Origin of the sequence: Paenibacillus sp. J5C2022 (genome assembly GCF_025567625.1) — a bacterium.
Lineage (GTDB): Bacteria > Bacillota > Bacilli > Paenibacillales > Paenibacillaceae > Pristimantibacillus.
Map to the genome: position 1 here is coordinate 149,831 of NZ_JAOQJC010000005.1, position 15,270 is coordinate 165,100.

Sequence of the window (15,270 nt, forward strand, 5' to 3'; positions counted from 1 at the left end):
GTCTGTGGAAAAATAAACAACAAAAACCGTTACTTGGCGAAATGGTCGTATGACCTCCATTCGCCAAGTAACGGTTTCATCGTGTTATTCTATACTGTCGCACCAAGAAATGCAGGCCGACCTCATCCACTCCCTTAATCGTGATAGCTTCTGCGCCCTTCATTCCGAATGCCTGCCAGTCCGATCTGGCCGTTGCCGGTCACCGGCTCGCGGGCTCCATCGATGCCAGGCTCGACATATTGGTGGAACCATGCATCCAGCTTCCCTCTAAGTCTCTGGGCTTCGTGCCGGTAAGCTTGCTCATGGATCAGGTTGCACCGTTCTCCGGGGTCCTTCACCATATCATACAGCTCGTGGGGACCGTACGGGTAACGATGTACGTACTTCCATTCCTTCTCGCGAATCATTCGGACCGGACCATATTCGTCGAATATGACGACATGCCCGTCTCCATCGCTCTCCTCGCCTCGCAACAGTCGGGCGAAGCTTCTGCCCGGCAATTCATCCTCTTCCGGATTACGCAAGCCAAGGTAATCCAGCAGCGTCGGCATAAAGTCGTAGCCGCTGACGAGCTCGTCGCATACCTTGCTTCCGGGAATGGCTCGTGGATGGCTGAAGATGGCCGGCACCTTCACGGAAGTATCGTACATATTCAGCGGGAAGGTGCCGTTCCCTTTCCCCCATATGCCATGATGCCCGCAGTTGAAGCCGTTATCGCTCAGGAAGCATATTAGCGTATTGCCGCGGTCCCCCGTGGCATCCAACTGCTCCAGTATGCGGCCAATCGCTGCGTCCATAGCGGTCACGGCGGCAAAGTAGCCCTGAAGGCTTGCCCGCGGATTGCCGGAATCCACTTTATACTTGATAATGTCAGGATGCGGCTCCCCCTGTGGACAAGACAGGAACTCGCAATCATCGTACAGCTTCATATACTCCTCCGGATGACAGCCGATCCATGGGTGATGCGGCGCCGTATAATGCACCCCTAGATAGAAGGGCTTCCTTCGATCGCGCTTCTTCAGGAATGCAATCGCTTCATCTGTAATGACATCCGTCACGTATCGTTCTTCCGTCTCCAGCTTGCCGTCCCTGATCATAGGCGCTCCGTAATACGGGCCGCCGCCAGTCTGATGTACATACCAATGGTCGAACCCCTTCTGCGGCGTCATGCTGTCTCCAAGGTGCCACTTCCCGCTGAGCGCACATTCATAGCCCGCTTCCGCGAGCAGCTCCGTATAACCGGTCATTCCCTGCAAATACTCCGTCGGACGCTCGCCTCCATTGCCTTCCGCAATCCAGTCATGTACGCCGTGCTGGGAAGGAATGCGCCCTGTTAATAGCGAGGCGCGCGCGGGAGAGCATACCGGCGATGTGCAGAAGAAATTTTCGAATCGCATGCCTTCCTTCGCAAGTCGGTCCAAGTGGGGCGTTATAATCTCGTCATTCCCCGCACAGCCCATTGCCCACGGCCCTTGATCATCGGATAAAATAAACAGAATATTAGGAAATTCGCTTGTGCTCCTCATCGTTCTTTCCATGACATTCTTCCTCCAATTCTTACCGAGATAGCGTTGCCTCGCAAATGGGTATGCGGGCATGCGCCACCTTGCGGCCGTGCATGCTGACAATCACCTCTAACGTCCATCATACAAGAAAACGGATACATGGTATAGTCAAATCAGATGTCGGCATCTTGCAGGCAGCATCATCTTGCAGCAATTGTGCCTGGAAAATGAACCAACTACCGGGGTATGACAATATATAGGTGAATGGCCATTCAGGAAGGAGCAGTTAATTGAACATTGAAGATTTAATCGAGCTCGTGAAGCTGCATGGCAAATCGATTTACGGCTTTTGCTACAAGCTGACGGGGACCAAAGTGGATACCGACGATTTGTACCAGGATACTTTCCTGAAGGCAATGGAGCTTCGACATAAAATGGACGCCACCCGAAATCCCAAAGCCTTCCTCATATCGATTGCCGTACGGCTGCACAGGAATCAACGACGCAAGCTGGCCTGGAGACAACGAATCGCTCCCGCTGCCAATCTTGAAGCGGCAAATAGTCAGTTCATTTTACTGACAGGCGAAGCATCGCCGGAAGACGTCGTACTGTCGCTTGAGCTGCGCACCATGATCCAAGACGCCGCTCACCGGCTGAACGACAAGCTGAAGCTCCCCTTGTATATGTATTACACGGCGGATATGACGGTTGAGGAAATTGCTGTGGCGCTGCGCATTCCGCCTGGAACGGTGAAGAGCAGACTGCATAAGGCTCGCAAGACGATGAGAGAAGCATTGGAGGTTGATTCGCCATGAAAGAAGCAGATTGGGAGAAATGGCTCGGACATGCTTTGGCTTCAGAAGCAGAGCCGGAAGAGAAATTAAATCAAAGCATCATTAATCAACTTATGGAGCGTAGAAATATGAAAAATACGAAAAGAAAAATGTTTTCCGCAGGACTATTGGCAGCTGTTCTTTTACTCGCTCTTTCCGTTTCGGTATATGCAGCAACACAGTTATTCAGCGCCAGGGAGGTCGTCGAACAGTTGGGCTATCAACTGCTCGCGGACGCCTTCGAAAGCGAAGACGCCGTGTCTATCGACCAATCCGCCTCTTCCGGCGACTATCGGTTCACGCTGCATGGCCTCGTGTCGGGAGCAGGGTTGAGCACATTCAAGGATGCTTCAGTGGACATCTATCCTGACCGAACCTATGCGGTTGTATCCATCGCCAGAGAGGACGGACAGCCGATGCCGGATACCGCTGATCCCCGGTATGGCCAAGATCCGTTTTTCATATCGCCGTTGATCAAAGGAGTGAAGCCATGGACCGTTAATATCGCTTCCATGAACGGCGGATACAGCGAGACCGTCATAGACGGCGTCATGTATCGAATGATCGAACTGGATTATGTGGACATTTTCGCCGACAGAGGCGTGTATTTGGCGATCAGCAGCGGCAAGGTGTTTTATAGCAATGAGGCGTTCCATTACGACGAAGTAACGGGGGAAATCCGGGCCAGAGATGATTATCCCGGAGCGGCAGTGCTGTTCGATCTCCCTCTCGATCCCTCTAAAACGGATCATAACAAGGCCGAAGCCTATTTGGAATCACTGCTGAATCCTGTCTCTCAGAAGCAGCAAGATTCACAGACAAATCCAGCGTTAACGGAGCATCAGAAGGCAATAGCGATGATGCATCGGGTAAGAGCCAAATTGCTGAACGGAGAGACAATCGGTGAAACGATTCCTGATTCAGTAAAAGAGGTCACTTACGACAGCTCTGGAAATTTCACTTACACGCATGATGATTGGACAATTACGACATCGGTGGGAGAATGGTTCCGGGAAGGACAAAGCGGTTACTCGCATCAATTCAGCATAAGCGGAGATGGCGATCGTTATCTGGTACTGCTATTCGACAAAGACGATGACGGAGTCATTACCGGCAGAATCATCATTCTGGATAATGCCCTTATCCCGGAATAAACCTATACCGGTCTTCATTTTCCATGAAATAGTTGCTGGTAATATGGTCATACTAGAGCTGAATATTCTAATTCCAGCATAACCGAACATGCGAAATACGGATTCGGAGGTGAATGGCATATGAGCATGGATGGACAATCCAGCGGACGTACCGACACAATAACGATTCGTTACGGCGCCACTTGGCAGCTGTTCAGATACGTTTACCGACTGATCAGACGACCATAACGGCAAAGGCGATGCCGGATAGCTCTGGCATCGCCAACGCCAGGTTGTCCTGTTATCAAGTAGCGAGCGACCGACTCATTACTTCCTTATTAAGCTTCCTTCAATGCCAAAGTATCTTCACCGTTATGCCGCTTCTGCACCTTGAACAGCCTGACCGCGAAGCCCGCTGCGGCACAGGTAAGTCCAATGATGATGCCTGCCCAGAATCCGTATGGACCAAGCTCTGTATATGACGAGAGAGCATAGCCGGCCGGAATGCCTACGATCCAGTAGGACACGAACGCGATCAGGAACGGCTTCTGAACATCCTTATAACCCCTCAGCACACTCTGCAATGTGATCTGGAGCGTATCCGACAGCTGATAGAAGATGGCGATGATCAGGAAGACGACGGCCATGGCGGCCACATCCGGCTCTGGATCGTACAATTGCGCGACAGGCATTCGTGTAAAGAACAGAATCACGGAGCATATCGCGATAATGGCAACGCCTCCCGCCACACCTAGCAACGAGTATCGTCTCGCGGCTTTCAGCTTTCCTCCGCCGACGGAATAACCTACGACGATAGTCAGCGCCATGCCGATGCTGAGCGGAATCATGAAGATAAGCGATGTGACGCTGAAGGCAATCTGGTGGGCGGCGATCGTATTCGTATCGAACATAATGCCCATCATGAGCGTGACGACAGCGAAGATGCTTGTCTCGAAGAAGATGGACAAGCCTATCGGAATGCCCACTCCGAGCAGCTCCTTCCACACTTTCCAGGAGGGCTTGGCCCAATCCAGGAACAGCCTGAAGCCTTGCAGCGCCTTTACTTTGAACGTCATCCACATGCTGATCGTGAACACGATCCAGTAAGTAATGGCCGTTGCATAAGCTGCGCCTATTCCGCCAAGAGCGGGCAAGCCGAAGTTGCCGAATATGAACCCGTAATTGAGCAGCATGTTGAACGGCACTGCCAGCAATATGATGATCATCGAAATCCGAGTGAAGCCTTGCGCATCGAAAAAGAATCGAAGCACATTGGAGGCAAATAGCGGAATAATGCCAAGCGATAGACCGATAAGATAGTGCAGCGCAATATGCTCTACATCCGGCTCAAGCCCCATTCTGCCCAACAGCGGATCGATGACCGCACCTCCTCCAGCGACTACTGCGAGAGCGATCACTACAGATACGTACAGCGCTTGTGTGACGGTGCGTCCAATCTCTTCCCTTCTTCCGCTTCCGACCAGTTGGGCCACGATAGGAGATACTGCCATTAATATACCGTTAATGCCTGTCATTATCGGCATCCACAGACTTGATCCCATTGCGACTCCCGCCAGATCGGCCGTGCTAACCTGGCTGGACATCATCGTATCGACCAGGTTCATGGCATACAGACTGATCTGCGTAATCATGATCGGCCATAAGATTCGTGAAAAAAGCTTTATTTTTCCCTTCCATGTTTCAGCGTGATACATAGTATTGCTTCCTCCAATTGTGACTGAATTGCCGGTAACCGTATCGAATCTACTCTGTCGTCGGGATTGCCCTGAGCCCGTCCCAGAAAATGCTCCATGCCGCTTCCATTCTCCTCTCCGCTTTCTCCTTATCGCTATAGACAAGCTCGATACAGATCGCATCGACCAGAGCCATGAAGGCCAGATTGGCCGTCTCGGGGTCCCGCTGACCGATATCGCCGGCACGTGCCGCCTCGCGGAATCGTTCCAGGAACAACTCATGGATCTGTTGAAGGTGTTCCCCCGTATAGCGGTCAATTTCTTCATAGAGATGAGGGGGAGGATAAAAGGATACTCTCAAGCAAAATTTCAATCTTCTCTCGGACTGATAAGTAACGATATAGCTTTGCAATATTCCGTATAAGCAATCATGAAGCGACAGGCAGCCGCTATGCTGCAGTTCCCGCCTCAGTCGGTCCAACTCGTCCGTGAAGGAGTGTCTGAATACTTGCAGGAACAGATCGTCCTTGCCCTTGAAATGGGCATAGATCGACTGCTTTTTGAGGCCCACTTCATCCGCAATGCCTGCCAATGACGCACCTTCGTAACCGTAGTCCGAAAATATTCTCAACGCCGCTTCTTTCAGCGCTTGACTCATGCTTCTCTTCACCTCGATTGCCGATTAACGAACGTTCGTTAATTAAGCTATCAAAAAAAGGAGGCTTTGGCAAGCCCCCGTGCCAGGATATCTACACTAGCTTTGGCGGCTACCGCAAAACGGAATATTACTTACGATCCAGGGAGATTTCAAGATGCTGGACTAGGGCGTGTCTGAAAACCCGCTCAGTAGCACCTTTCACCGCCTTTCCGCCCCCTGCTTCGTTCCGTTTGCTTGACGTACCCCCGGGTACGCCTTCACAAACGCGCCTTGCATGGAACGAAAATTCGGCAAAATTTGCTGTCCTCAGAGTTCTCAGACACGCCCTAGATGATTGGCAGAATATTTGCTTATACATATTTTTTCTCGTGATTCTTGCTCTGCAGGAAGACATAATGAAAGTGTAATTGTGAGAGATTGTGAGAGATCCGTACTGGCTCCTTGCAAATGCCGAAGGAAGGCGAAATCAATCGTATACGAAAGATGTGGAGGTATGTGGAAATGAAGACGTATGCTATCCGAAAAATGAACATACCCGAGGACTATGCCCACGTCGCACCGTTAGTCAATCTGATCTGGTCGGAGCCGACAACGCCAGAGAGGCTGAAAGCGGATGAGGATCAAATTCCTCCGGGGCAACTGCACTATAACGAAGCGGGCGAGCTAATGGGATGGGATCGGCCCAGATGGGTTGCGGAAGACGAGTGCGGGGATGTCCTCGCTTACGGCTTGGTCTGGCGCTCCCCATGGACTGAGCCGGGCTCATTGATGCACACGATCGTCGTACGCCCGGATTGCCGTGGAAGGGGTGTTGGCAAGGCGATGTACAATACGATCTATGAATGGGCTGTGGGAGTAAAAGCTTCAAGGCTCATCGATTACTTGAACGAAGCCGATGAAGGATCGATCGCTTTCGCGGTGCGCCGCGGCTATGTGAAGGAGCGCCATGTATTTGAATCCATGCTGGAGCTGGGCGGTTATGACGGTGGTGAGTTGATGCAATCCATTTCCCAGGCGGAAGTGGGAGGCATTCGATTTGCTACTTTAGCGGATGAGCCCGGGGAAGCAAGTGAGAGAAAGGTGTATGAGCTGTACAAGACAACGACATTTCATATTCCCGGTTATACCGGCGAATTCCCCTGGTTCGAGGAATGGCGCAAGTGGAGCATCGGGCATGCCTCCGTTAAGCCGGCATGGGTGCATATCGCCAAGGATGGCGAGGAATATATCGGCGTCGTCACCTTGCAGCTGAACGAACAGACGGGAGCGTTGTATCAGGAATATACAGGAGTGCTGCCTGCGTACAGAGGACGCCGGATCGCACTCGCCTTGAAGATGCTCGGTGTGCAGACGGCGCTTGCGTCCGGCGCCCCTTACCTGAGAACGCACAATGATTCCATGAACGCTCCCATGCTGCGGATTAACCGCGACTTGATGGGGTTCAGGGCGGAGCCCGGACAATATAAGATGGTGCGGACGTTATAAGACGAGGCCTTCCGCACGCACCATCTCTTCCGGGGTACTGGGCCGAGGTTATACTCTCATATGGAAGTCATCCATTATGACGGCTACATTATCGTCAAGTCGAACACGGTCTGTGCGGATGATCACTTCAGGGGACAGAGGCGGCTCATAGGGGTCCGAGATGCCGGTGAAGCCGCTAATCTCCCCGCTTCGCGCCCGCGCATACATCCCTTTCACATCGCGCCGCTCGCACTCCGATAACGGGCAGTCGACGAACACCTCCATGAAGCGGGGCAACGCCGCGCGGGCGTATTCCCGCATTTCGCGATAGGGACTGATCACCGATACAATCGTATGAACGCCATGGCGATTGAGCATGCCGCATAAGTAGACCATACGTCTAATATTTTCCATACGGTCCTCTTTGCTGAAGCCCAGTTCTTTGCCGATAGCTTGCCGCACGGCATCTCCGTCCAGCCATTCGCATGGATAGCCGTTCTCTTCAAGCTTTTGCCGGAAGGCATGAGCCGTTGTCGATTTGCCGGAGCAAGGCAGTCCCGTCATCCATATCGTCAATCCCGGGAAGCCGGATGTGTCTTCCATCGCTGTTCCTCCTGTTCCCTTGCCGCTTGCCCATCAAGCTTGTGCGCTATGCTTGCATATTGTGTCGGTACGCGCTCCAGCAGCCCGTCCCCGTACCAGTCCGCCATCGCCAGCTCCGGCATATGCTTGTAGCCGATGTAACAACCGCACTGCTTCATTCGGCAAAGCCGCTGCTTCGACAGCCCCTCCAGCCCGTCGCGGTACAGATCGCCGATGACCGCCCGGTCCTTGTAGCAGCGCTTCACTCTGCCGGACCCCAGCACATAGAACACGTCTTCGCCAGCCATGCACCGCTTGCCCAAGCTGTCGTAATCTGCTCTGTTCAGATCGAACAGCGGGTCAAGCCGCCGAAGCTCCTCCGCTTCCTCCACGGTGTAATAGTCCGGCACATCCTTGAAGGCATTCACCCATACATATACATCCTGCGGCAGCCTGCGTCTGATGGAAGCGATTGCTTCGAAGGCGGACCGTACGCCGACCGTGCCGACGCTGAAGGAGATTCCCTGCTTATACAGCTCCGTGCATTGGGCTACGAACGCTTCTTCCTTGCACTGGCCGGGATGATAAGTCACCCAGAAGGCGGCCTTCTCCCGATGGAGCGTATCCGTCCAGTTCACATTCGCGGACAGATTCGTCTGAATCACGACCTTCCGCACATGCGGCATATGGGACAGCGCGGCCATTCCTTCACGGTACCAGCGATGGATAAGCCCTTCTCCATAAGGATTGAAGAAGATATACAGCTCATGACCGGCTAGCTCCTGCTCCCTCACCCAAGCGATGAATCGGAGCAGCTGCTCCTTGTCCTTCGCCAGCGTAGCCGCGCTGTCCTTGTTCTTGCTGAACGGACAATAGGGACAATCGTAATTGCAGGATGTCAAGCTGCCCCGATAATAAATAGTAGCCTTCATCTCACGACGTATCCTTCCATAAGCCGCCTGACATCCGGTGTGATCAGCCAATCGCCGATCGCATCGGACAACGCCATCCCCTCTTCCGTCAGCCGCAGCGTATCTCCGGACCGAGCGGCCAAGCCGTTCATCAGCAGCAGAGCCAGTTCATCGCAATCCTCGAACAAGTCGCTGCCGAATCGCGCTTCGTAGTCTTGAAGAGACAAGCCTTCCATATGCAGCAGCGCCTTCAGCAGGAATCGGCGCCTCTCCTCTTGCCCGTTCAGCACGAAGCCGTAGCCGATCTCGTCATGCCTCTCTGCCGCCACATATTCGGCGATAATGCTCTCCGTCTCCCGTCTGCCCACACCGTACCGCGTCGCATAATGAACTTGCCGGGTATAGGAGCGGGCGCCGCAGCCGAGACCGACCATGCCCTCCTCCTGGCAGCCGTAAGGAAGCAGCTGCTTGTCCGAGCCTGCTGCTTCTCTGGCGAATCGGCGCATGGAATACTGCGTATAGCCCGCTTCGACCAGTCGGTCTCTGGCCGCCGTATAACAGGCCATCCGAATATCGTCTCCGCTGCTGCGAACATCGTTGGGCTTTACGATGGTATGCTCGCGCGTATACAACGGATAGATGAATATCTCCTCCGGCTCATAGGCTAGCGCGCGCTGCAAGGAATACAGCCAGCTGTCCACCGTCTGCCCGGGCAGGCCATAGATCAAGTCCAGGTTCAGCACCGGGAAGTGAAATTGTCCCAGCAGCTCCAGCGCCCGCTCCACCTCCGCCGGCTTCTGAGGGCGGTAGATCGCCGCCGCTTCCGCCTCCACGAAGCTCTGAATGCCCATGCTGATTCTGTCCGTCTGCCGGTCCTTCAACACCTGAAGCCTCTCCCGCGACACCGTCTCCGGGGAAGTCTCCACTGAGATCGACGCCTTCGACGGGTCGAGCCCCATCGTCTCCTCCACAATGCGGAACAAGCGGTCGAGCTGCTGCGGATGCAACAGCGTAGGCGTTCCGCCGCCGATGGCGAACCGGGCGAACGGCTTGTCCGTCACATGCGGCACCCATTGCTTCGCCTGACGCTCCAATGCATCCACGTATTGCTCATGAACGTCGCTTCGCTTGTCCGGCAGCGTGAACAGATTGCAGAAGCCGCAGCGCGCCCCGCAGAACGGGATGTGCATATACAGAAAGTACGTTTCCGCGACTTCTCCAGACCATATGTCAGCCAGAGATTGCTTCTGTTCCAGCTTCCGATAAGCCATCTTATGCGGATAAGAATACAGGTAAGAACTGTAAGGATTGGCACTTAACCGCATGCCCAGTCTTCGAGCCTCCTCGGCCGCTTCTTCGTTCACTCGTGTTGTCGTAGCCATCCTTGTCGTCACTTCCTTCCATTTACTTCAAAATAAACTCGCGGTACGGTACCGTCCACACCACTTCATGCGCTAGTCGATGCCCGTAATAGCCATCCTCCCCGTAGGCCGTCCCATGGTCCGAGAAGACAAGGCATAATGCCGGACGCTGTCTTGCTCGCATCGCTGCGAACAATCGGCCCAGCTCTCCGTCGACATAGCGCAAGGCGGCGCGCTGCGTCTCGACGGAATCCTCCTTCGCGCCGGGCACGAAGTAATGATTGGGACCATGAATCGCCGACACATTCATGAACAGGAACAGCCTCTCCTGCTGTGGAGTGGCTTCAAGCAGCTTCAGGGCATGATTGACCTGATGCTCCGTCGAGCGCGGATTCGTCACGCCGAAGTTCATACGCCAATAGCTCTTCTGGAAGTAGTCGGGAAGGACGCGGGCCAGCGGCACCTTCTTGGAGAAGAAAATGACGCCGCCGATACAGACGGTACGATACCCCTCCTCCGCAAGACCTGATACGATATCCGGCGTGTCGAACAGCCAAGTGCCGGGATGCGTACGAAGCCCCGTATTTTGGGAATGGAACAGCCTGACATGCTCCTTCTTGTTCGTCGTAGCCGGAGTGGGCAGGAAGCCGCCGAAGAAGGCGTGATGGGCCGCATAAGTAAAGCTCCCCGGCGAATGGCGCTTCTCCCATGCCCCATCCCCGCACAGATTGGGACAGTTGTTCCGCTCCAGCATGGCCACATCGTATCGCAGCGTATCCAGCGTGATCATGAGAATGTCATGACTGCCGACGATTTCATTCATATCCAGCACATTGCATTACCTCCATGTCTGACAAGTTGTCGCTTCCGCTCGCGGTCGCCGCGTCAGCAATAGTCGCTCCGCTTCTCTCAGCTCCCAAGTGTAGGTGTCATCTCCCTTGTACCGAACATGATACAGCAGATCGCCGTAAGGATTGACATCGACCACATATGGGGAACTGTCGTGTCGGCCAAGCACAATATCGATGCCTGACAGCAGCGAACGGGGAAATACCTGCATCACATGCTCGGCCGTCTCGGCGACCGCTGCCAGCACCCCTTCCGGCAGGCCAAGCGCGTCCGCTTCCATTCGTTCCGCACGCAAGTGCAGGTTCGTGATGGGCGTGCTGCTCAGTCTGGCAATGCGGTGACAAGCCCTCCCCCCCATCACAAGCTGCCTAATATCGAACACTTGTCCCTGATACTTCGCCTTTGGAATCCAGCGCTCCACTTGCGCGCCATGCCGGAATAGCCAGTTAACGACACGCTCAATAGAGCGGCTGTCCGTATAGCGCAGCAGCTTGCGAGAGTTGTAGAAGACGGGCGGTCTGGCGGCGAACGTCTCGCATCCCAGCGTAGTCGTCGCCACCTCCGCACCCGTACGAGGATGAAGCTGATAAGCCACGACGCCCGATGCGCCAGCGCCCGTGGCCATCTTGATGAACACGCGGTAGACTCGCTCCCGCTTCATCGTCTCTCTTAGCGCTTCGACGTCGCAGAAGCCGCTTGGAGGCCCCAGCTGCTCCGGTACGGGGACATCCCTCCCCGCCAGCCGCTGCTGCGTCAGCCGCTTGTCCAGCATTACCGCAATGTCTGCGGGATGGTTCCACCAGCAGCCTGACAGCCCAAGCTCCTCCGCTTGCAGGGTGAGGATTCCCAACAGCCGGCAATAACCGCGATACCACTGCGAAGGGTGAACTACTCTGCCTCGCTGCTCGCGCAGCGCGCTCGCCACTCGGACGGACATCGGCTCCGGCAGAGCGGCTTCGCCGTAGGGATACAATTCCTTATCCAGGCGCTCAGCAGATGATGCGTCAGGCGCTCCCAGCGCAAGCAGCCCGCGCTCTGTCTCGAAGCATTCACCAGGCGAATCCAGCCTTAATATCGGCAGGTAACTTCTCGTCTCGAGCCGATCCATTACAGCTGTCAAGCTCTCCTTCCCCTGAAGCAGACCTCTGTAAGAGAGAATGAGCGGCGGGGTTTGTCCAAGTCGTCTCCTGGCTTCAACGATGCCCTGGGTGCGACGGCTGCCGGGATGACCGATTACGATCAATTCCCTCATCGTTACTCCGTTATGGAAGGATAGCGGTAATCTTCATCTTCGTCTTGCTGATCTTGAATATTGAATGTCAAGTCGGAACGCGATTGCATCCAGCGCTGCATCATATCCTTCGACATATAATGATGCTTCATGTCCACATAGCTCAGCGACTTCACAAGCTGACTGTTCAGCAGCGCTTCCGCCCCCTTGTCCGACAAGGTGCCATCCGATACATCAAGCGTGTGCAGCCCGATCAGCATCGGCGACTCCGCCAGGGCGATGGCAATCTCGTCCTGCAGCTCACTATTTTTCAATCCCAGGTATGTAAGCAACGGGAACTTCTCTCGGTCGGCCAAGCGGAGCACATCGTCGAGCGAAGCGTCGAATCCGTAATCCTCCACCCCAAGATACAACTCCAGCTTCAGCAAGTTGGGGAATTGCGAGCCCTCTATCTGTGCCAGCACATCCTTCCCGAGTCCGCCGCAGATGATTACGAGCTCCTGCAGCTTCTCGTGCCTCGCGGGATTGATCGACAGATCCGTACTGCCCATAATTTTCAGAGAGCGCAGCTCAGGGAAAGCTTCCAGAAGCGGTCCCATATTCGACTGCATAATCCATGACACTTCACATTCTTCATAATCCATATCGCCAATGAACAGCTTGCGCAGGCTGGGAAAATGATCCTTGAATTTCACGAGAGCTTCCACCGCATCGCTGGAGTCATTCTCGTAAGAGCCGCCCCAATCCCCGATAATCAGACTCTCCAACGATGCAGCTTTCTCGCTGAGAGACAGCTGCTCAATCAAGCTGCTCATTTTCACGCCTTCTTCGTAAGCATCGTAATCAACGACCAATTTCACTTCGGACATCATGGTCCCTCCCACGTATTTCCCTTATTTTGGTATAATAATAGATTGCCGTCGAATCTAGTATAATGCATGGCACTAGCCCATTCCAAATTTTCGGGAACTGTGCGATCAAAACATGACTAATGAACTATAACCAGTGAACGAAGCCGCATATGCATGCTATAATGAACTCGTTCGAAGCGAAGGAGGAGACATGCAATGACAACTGACTCAGTCCATAATATTGAACAATTTATGGAGAAATACATCGCCAGATGGCCATTCAGCGGCGTCATTCTGGCCGCAAGGGGCAGCGATGTGGTCGTTCATCGCGCATACGGCAGAGCCAGTCTGGAGCTGGACGTTCCCATTGACATACATACGAAGTTCCGCATATGGTCCGTTACAAAATCATTTACCGCCATGGCGATTATGCAGTTGTACGAGCAAGGCAAGCTGTCACTTGACGATCCCCTGTATCGATACTTGCCGGAATTAAGCAGGCATGACGCCATTACGATCCGCCATGCGCTCCAGCACGAGTCCGGACTGAGAAACTTCACCATGGTGCCGGAATTCAACAGCCAGCTCAACAAAATCAAGCTTGCCGAAGCAGATTTCTTCGAGCTGCTCAACCGCTATCCGCTGGACTTCGAGCCAGGAAGCTCGTTCTCGTACAACAATACCGGCTATTATCTGCTTGGCGTCGTTATTGAACGCGTGTCAGGCCAGTCGTTCGAGAATTATGTGACGAAGCATATACTGCACCCGCTTGACATGATGGAGACGGGCATTGATACGGGGGACAAGCTGATTCCCGCCATGGCTTCCCCTTACACCTCTTCGGGTGATGGGATGGCCCCGGGAGAGTTCATAGATATGGGCAACGTCTCCTCGGCGGGAGGCATGTTCTCCACCACAGGCGATCTGTTCAAATGGGCCCGGGCTATCCATGAGGAGAAGCTGCTGTCTCCGCGGACGTACCGGGAAGCGTTCGGCAATTCGGAGGCGAAGTACGGGATGGGCTGGTTTCTGAAGGAGCGGGGCGGCAGGCGCAGAGTGTTCCATGGCGGAGCGTACCGCGGCTTCCGCAGCGAGCTTCACCGCTATCCCGACGATGAGCTTACGGTCATTGTACTGACGAATTATGACATCGTGCCTGCAACATATCTGGCTGATACGATGTCCGACATTTTGCTTGGCGAAGATGCGTCTGTTCCGGACTATCCACCGGCGGTGCCGCTTTCTGAGACGCAATTCCAGCGATACCGGGGCACGTATGAGGATTTCGGCTGCAAGGCTGTAGTGGATCGTGATGGCGAAGAGCTGTATTTCCTATGGAACGACAGACATCGCGTACCCTTCTATCCCATCGGAGAGCATCAGTTCCATCATAAGTGGGGGCATTGGCCTTATAGCTTTAAGGAAGAAGATGACGGCGCATTAAGCTTCCTCGGCATGCGCAAGACGGCCGGGCCGGGAGCGAGCGGGTCGTGAGCAGGCTGAACCGCTTTCCTCTATTGACGGGGCGTCCCTCACTGGATCTGGTCAATACGGAAGTCGTCAGACGGGGAAAGCGGATCGAGCTGCTGTCCTCTCCTGCGGACCTCTTGCACTGGTGCGAAGCCATTGCTGCATATGGGTCACGCTGGGCATCGGAAGTACACGGCATTGTGGAGCAGCATAAGATCGTCATCCGGCCCCACGTCATGCAGCTGCGCGAGTGGCTTCGAACAGATTTCGAATACGCGGCGGATGGAGGCAACATATCCGATAAGCTTGTCGACAGACTGGAGCAATCCATTGCGCAGGCACCGTTAGCCTTCAAGCTGCAAGCTGGCGAGCCGGCACTGCTGCCAACCGGTCAAGCCGAATTTGCGCTGAGTTCGCTCATCGCCTATGATGCGCTGCTATTCATTAGTGAACGTCACCCAGAAGCTCTGAAGCGGTGTTCCAACCCGGACTGCATCCTTCTCTTCGTTGACGACAGCGGCAGAAGAAAATGGTGTTCCATGTCGATATGCGGCAATCGGCATAAGGCGGCCAGCTTTCAGAGAAGACAAGCCGGAGAGAAATGAGCAAGGTACACATGCCATTTTGAGCGATAGCCGTTACTCGAAGCGGCTCGAGGCACGTTTTTCGGGGCCCTTTGGTTTCCTAAATATATTGAATGGAGGTTGTCCCATCGTTGGGACAGCCTT

Annotated in this window: 14 protein-coding genes; 5 read left to right on the forward strand and 9 right to left on the reverse strand. The window is 54.2% G+C overall.

The genetic code is table 11. The annotated features are described in order from the left end of the window. Positions 1-134 precede the first annotated feature (134 nt). The gene (locus M6D81_RS05925; RefSeq protein ID WP_262675903.1) at positions 135-1,538 is read right to left on the reverse strand and encodes a sulfatase family protein; all 1,404 of its coding nucleotides are present in this window, start codon (positions 1,536-1,538) and stop codon (positions 135-137) included. A gap of 257 nt (positions 1,539-1,795) precedes the next feature. Between M6D81_RS05925 and M6D81_RS05930 the strand changes: the two genes are divergently transcribed. Both M6D81_RS05930 and M6D81_RS05935 read left to right on the forward strand, forming a co-directional pair. After that, entirely contained in the window at positions 1,796-2,320 is a 525-nt protein-coding gene (locus M6D81_RS05930) for an RNA polymerase sigma factor (protein WP_262675904.1), read from the forward strand. After that, entirely contained in the window at positions 2,317-3,492 is a 1,176-nt protein-coding gene (locus tag M6D81_RS05935; RefSeq protein WP_262675905.1) for a hypothetical protein, read from the forward strand. The genes M6D81_RS05930 and M6D81_RS05935 overlap by 4 nt, the downstream gene beginning before the upstream one ends. A 317-nt stretch (positions 3,493-3,809) precedes the next feature. On the opposite strand, the gene M6D81_RS05940 is transcribed toward M6D81_RS05935, so the two are convergent. Then, entirely contained in the window at positions 3,810-5,186 is a 1,377-nt protein-coding gene (locus M6D81_RS05940) for an MATE family efflux transporter (RefSeq protein ID WP_262675906.1), read from the reverse strand. A 49-nt stretch (positions 5,187-5,235) separates the two neighbouring features. Continuing rightward, positions 5,236-5,823: a TetR/AcrR family transcriptional regulator gene (locus M6D81_RS05945; RefSeq protein WP_262675907.1), complete on the reverse strand. Its 588-nt coding sequence runs from the start codon at positions 5,821-5,823 to the stop codon at positions 5,236-5,238. A 501-nt stretch (positions 5,824-6,324) separates the two neighbouring features. Here M6D81_RS05945 and M6D81_RS05950 point away from each other — a divergent pair. Continuing rightward, positions 6,325-7,308: a GNAT family N-acetyltransferase gene (locus M6D81_RS05950; protein WP_262675908.1), complete on the forward strand. Its 984-nt coding sequence runs from the start codon at positions 6,325-6,327 to the stop codon at positions 7,306-7,308. Positions 7,309-7,356: 48 nt separating this feature from the next. On the opposite strand, the gene cysC is transcribed toward M6D81_RS05950, so the two are convergent. The 6 genes from cysC to M6D81_RS05980 form a co-directional block, all read right to left on the reverse strand. Further along, positions 7,357-7,890 carry an adenylyl-sulfate kinase gene (gene cysC / locus M6D81_RS05955; protein WP_262675909.1) on the reverse strand — a complete coding sequence of 178 codons (534 nt, stop codon included), beginning with the start codon at positions 7,888-7,890 and terminating at the stop codon, positions 7,357-7,359. Then, positions 7,860-8,801 carry an STM4011 family radical SAM protein gene (locus tag M6D81_RS05960; RefSeq protein WP_262675910.1) on the reverse strand — a complete coding sequence of 314 codons (942 nt, stop codon included), beginning with the start codon at positions 8,799-8,801 and terminating at the stop codon, positions 7,860-7,862. The genes cysC and M6D81_RS05960 overlap by 31 nt, the downstream gene beginning before the upstream one ends. Then, the gene (locus M6D81_RS05965) at positions 8,798-10,105 is read right to left on the reverse strand and encodes an STM4012 family radical SAM protein (RefSeq protein ID WP_262676015.1); all 1,308 of its coding nucleotides are present in this window, start codon (positions 10,103-10,105) and stop codon (positions 8,798-8,800) included. The genes M6D81_RS05960 and M6D81_RS05965 overlap by 4 nt, the downstream gene beginning before the upstream one ends. 79 nt (positions 10,106-10,184) lie before the next feature. Continuing rightward, the gene (locus M6D81_RS05970; RefSeq protein WP_262675911.1) at positions 10,185-10,973 is read right to left on the reverse strand and encodes an STM4013/SEN3800 family hydrolase; all 789 of its coding nucleotides are present in this window, start codon (positions 10,971-10,973) and stop codon (positions 10,185-10,187) included. A gap of 6 nt (positions 10,974-10,979) precedes the next feature. Further along, positions 10,980-12,242 carry an STM4014 family protein gene (locus tag M6D81_RS05975; protein ID WP_262675912.1) on the reverse strand — a complete coding sequence of 421 codons (1,263 nt, stop codon included), beginning with the start codon at positions 12,240-12,242 and terminating at the stop codon, positions 10,980-10,982. Positions 12,243-12,244: 2 nt separating this feature from the next. Beyond that, positions 12,245-13,090, reverse strand: coding sequence for an STM4015 family protein (locus M6D81_RS05980; RefSeq protein WP_262676016.1), 846 nt, complete (start codon positions 13,088-13,090; stop codon positions 12,245-12,247). A gap of 198 nt (positions 13,091-13,288) precedes the next feature. Here M6D81_RS05980 and M6D81_RS05985 point away from each other — a divergent pair, with 198 nt between their 5' ends. Further along, complete coding sequence (locus M6D81_RS05985; RefSeq protein ID WP_262675913.1) at positions 13,289-14,566, forward strand: serine hydrolase domain-containing protein; 1,278 nt, start codon at positions 13,289-13,291, stop codon at positions 14,564-14,566. Continuing rightward, a complete protein-coding gene (locus M6D81_RS05990; RefSeq protein WP_262675914.1) occupies positions 14,563-15,147 on the forward strand; it encodes a CGNR zinc finger domain-containing protein in 585 nt (194 codons plus the stop codon). Before M6D81_RS05985 ends, M6D81_RS05990 begins: the two co-directional genes overlap by 4 nt. Positions 15,148-15,270: the final 123 nt, after the last annotated feature.